This window comes from Pedobacter sp. (assembly GCF_035566355.1).
Classification (GTDB): domain Bacteria; phylum Bacteroidota; class Bacteroidia; order Sphingobacteriales; family Sphingobacteriaceae; genus Pedobacter.
Map to the genome: position 1 here is coordinate 1 of NZ_DATMRL010000591.1, position 3,747 is coordinate 3,747.

Here is a 3,747-nt window from a genome sequence, read left to right on the forward strand (position 1 = left end):
TTTATCTGATTGGCCTTTCCTTTGGTGGGATGCTCGCCACAGAAATCGCTAAGAAGCTTAAACCAATACACACTTTTCTGATTTCCAGCACCCCTGTTTATACCCACTTGCCCTGGTATTACAGAACAGCGGGTTTCCTTCAACTTGAAAAGATGGTTCCGGTAAGCCTGATGAAACAAAGCAATTCACTTGGTTTAAAGTTTATTGGCGGTAAAACAACTGAAGAACTTTCCTTAATAAAACAATTGGTTGCAGATAGCGATCCTTATTTTATGAAATGGGCTTTAACCTGCATCCTAAACTGGAGAAACAAAGAAATACCCGCAAACCTTACCCATATTCATGGTACAAACGACAACGTATTGCCTGCTAAATACACCAAGCCCGACCTTCTGATACAAGGTGGCGGGCATTTTATGGTTTACAGTAATGCGGGAGAAATTTCAAAAATCATCATTGAGCATATCTGACGGCCCAACAATGATTTTTTTAAAGATCTATGGATCTAATGGCTCATCAAAATCAATCTGCAGTGACATCGTATTCGGATAAAACTCCAGTTCCTGATCAGATAGGCGATTTCCAATACGGTAAGGCACATATCCAAGTTCCTGTACACAACGCTGAGGCATAACCCCGCTGATGTACATACTTTGAGATTTTACCGTCACCACCAGAGCTGGTTTATCCATAGGAATACCATACCGGAACATGATCCTGGAAGCATTACGCATGTTTGTCGTGGTATGTCTTGCATGCGGCTCCATTAAGATGGCTTCTTCCGGTATTTGCATGGTGTTTTTCAGAAATTTCTTCATCTCATAGGCCTCGCTATACTTGGTCTTATATGGATGAACCCTTCCTCCGGAGACCATAATAAAAGGCGCAACACCTTTCCGATATTGTTCTGCTGCCAGACGGCAACGCAACATTCCACCGGCACTCAATTCGGTTTCGCGTTCCTCAGGGCCTTCGCCAGGCACCAGGATCAGACTGTATTTATAATGGGTAAAATTTGTTTTTTGAATAGACAACAACGCTTCTTTATTGACCGTGCTGACCATCGGCTCGTAATCTGCAGCATCGTTTCTTTCGTTAATTTCCAGGGCAACCAAAGCAAACTGCATTGCGGGTTCAAAAAACAAGGTGTTTTTTGAACCCAGGCTTAACAAAGCATTGGTTTTAACAAGTTCAGGGTAGCTTTTATCTTTCACATTGAAACCTATAGAATCTATTGCCGGATAATTGGGCTTCCGGCCTTCAACATAAACATCAATTGCATAGTTAACGGCTTTTGCATCCTGCTCCCATGCTTTGATCAACAGCTCTTTAGGGGCAAGATCTGCATAGCTGTTATAGCATCCGGAGGGGATTAACTGGTTCTTAACCAGAAGATCTAAGGCATTGCCAGTTTTGAACAGACTGTTTAAACGTTCTGCCACAACACGGATTTCATCGGCACTGAATTTAACTGCTGAGGTAAAGCAGGATATGTCGCCGGTACAACTTTTTAAGGCATTATTGATCTTTACCTGTTTATCCTTTAAGACAGCATTCAGAGCCTGATCATCCTGGATCATTTTCTTTACAGCCTGGTCTTTCTGCCACAACGTAAACAAGTAGTAATTTTTATACTGAACCGGGTTATGGGTACTTTGTAAAAGGTATGCTTTATCAGGCCCCGCCTTTTGAGCCAAAGCATGCAGAGACATAAACCCACAACAGATCAAAAAAGACAGAACTCTCATAGAATTTAATTTATCATCAAATATATTTAAAATTAAAGAGTGCCCGGAATTTATACTTTCCGGGCCTCTAATTTGCTTGAAGCATTTAATAACCGGTATTTTGCCAGCCGGATTTATTGGTAATGTTATCAATCTCCGGTTGAGGAACAGGATACAAGCTTCTAAACGCAGGTATACCTGGAAAAACTGATGTCATTTGATTGGTTCTCACAATATCAAACCATCTATCCGCTTCCAGAGCCAGTTCCAGCCTGCGTTGTAAATACACCTCTTTTCTGAAATCGCTTTGAAGTGTGAGCATTGCTGGCGTTTTTATCGGAATACCTGCATTTGTTCTTACTGCATTCAGTGCAGCAAAAGCTTCAGCGTTACCATAAGCAAGCTCATTTAAGGCCTCTGCATACATCAGCAATACATCCGCGCAACGAATCACTGGAAAATCACTGCTGGTCTCCGTATTGTTGGATACTGGATTATTGAATTTTCCAGGACGGTTTCCAATATTTGTTGGAGCAACCAATGCTTTACGGTTATCACCGGCTTCAAATAAACTCTGCGGCAAAGTTATGGTGTTGGTATTGCTGTTATTTCTATAACGGTTATCCTGGTTAACAGCCTCTTTGACCCCGCCGGCGAGATATTGCACAGCAAAAATAATATCCTTACTGGTTTTCAAACTGTTCGGAAATGTAACTGGCTGAGGCACGGTTGACAATACAGTACCTGCATAGATTGCAGCGACTATCGGCTGTAATGTAGAAGCGGCCAGATCATATTTCTTCTGATACAGATAGACCTTAGCCAGCAAAGCAGAAGCCGCATAACTTGTTGCCCTTCCTCTTTGTGCGTCGGGCCAGGAAACAGGTAGTTTTACAGCAGCATCCGTTAAATCAGCAATGATCTGCTGATAAATCTGAGCAGAACTTGTCCTGCTGTTTGCTCTGGCCTCTTCTGTTTTCTGCACCTTCAGAACCAGGGGAACATCGCCCCATAAACGGGTCAGATTAAAATAACTAAGGGCCCTGATAAATTTAGCCTGTCCAACGATCTGATTTTTAGTTCCCTCATTCATGTTAATACCAGGCGCTCGGTCTAAGATAAGATTACTTCGGTAAACCGCTTTGTAATGTCCCTGCCAGGAAGCCGCGAGAATATTGTTGGCTGGGGTTTCTGAAAAAACCTCTATCTGATTGCGAACACCAGCACCAGAACCAGGGTCGTTGTCAGTCACATTGTCTCCACGTATCTCACCAAGAGTGAGCAAATTATTCCCATAAAGACTGTCCGTCTGCAAAGCATCGTAACAACTGATTAAGCCACCCTGTAAACCTTTTTCGTCTACATAGAATGTATTTTCAGTATAAGAATCAAGAGGTTTTAAGTCAAGGAATTTTTTACAAGATGTGGCTGTAATCATTAAACCACAAGTCATTGAGAGTATAATATATTTTTTCATGGTTCTTAGTTTATAAAGTAATGTTAACACCGATTGATATGGTTCTGGAGGTTGGATAAACACCATAGTCTTCCCCATTTGTAGTGGCAGCAGACCTGTTGGTTACCTCTGGATTATAACCGGTGTATTTGGTAAATGTAAAAGGATTTTGTGCGGAGACATATAACCTCAGCTTGGATAAATACATTTTCTTGACCAGATCGGAAGGAAAGGTATAACCCAATGCAATATTGCGGATTCTTAAATAAGATCCATCTTCAATATGCCAGGTAGAGGTGGTTCCATTACTTCCCTTGGCAACGCGGTTTGCCCGCACATCTTGTCCGCTTCCAGGATTACTTTCAGATATCCAGCGATCTAAAGAACTGATCATATTGTTCATATTCCCCTCTTTATTTGCAAAATACCTTCTCGACAAGTTCAGGATCTTATTTCCGTAAACGCCTTGCAGGGCAACACTTAAATCAATCCCCTTATATTCGGCAGATGTTGCAAAACCATAAGTAAACTTTGGCAAATAATTACCTACAATTTCCCTGTCTT

The 3,747-nt window shown here is 41.7% G+C and carries 2 protein-coding genes and 2 pseudogenes; 1 reads left to right on the top strand and 3 read right to left on the bottom strand.

The window, feature by feature from the left end; translation table 11 throughout:
* Window positions 1-470, top strand: a pseudogene (locus tag VNZ46_RS23210) (hypothetical protein); the annotation flags it as partial.
* Window positions 471-497: 27 nt separating this feature from the next.
* On the opposite strand, the gene VNZ46_RS23215 reads toward VNZ46_RS23210, so the two are convergent.
* From VNZ46_RS23215 to VNZ46_RS23225, 3 genes and pseudogenes are all read right to left on the bottom strand, one after another.
* On the bottom strand, window positions 498-1,748 hold the full coding sequence (locus VNZ46_RS23215; RefSeq protein WP_325563078.1) for a YdcF family protein: 1,251 nt from the start codon (window positions 1,746-1,748) through the stop codon (window positions 498-500).
* An 85-nt stretch (window positions 1,749-1,833) separates the two neighbouring features.
* On the bottom strand, window positions 1,834-3,204 hold the full coding sequence (locus VNZ46_RS23220; RefSeq protein WP_325563080.1) for a RagB/SusD family nutrient uptake outer membrane protein: 1,371 nt from the start codon (window positions 3,202-3,204) through the stop codon (window positions 1,834-1,836).
* Window positions 3,205-3,214: 10 nt separating this feature from the next.
* A pseudogene (locus VNZ46_RS23225) lies at window positions 3,215-3,747 on the bottom strand (SusC/RagA family protein); the annotation flags it as partial.

Excerpts from the sequence above, each read along its gene's own strand:
- VNZ46_RS23215 (WP_325563078.1), bottom strand. The coding sequence starts at position 1,748 with ATGAGAGTTCTGTCTTTTTTGATCTGTTGTGGGTTTATGTCTCTGCAT.
- VNZ46_RS23220 (WP_325563080.1), bottom strand. The coding sequence starts at position 3,204 with ATGAAAAAATATATTATACTCTCAATGACTTGTGGTTTAATGATTACA.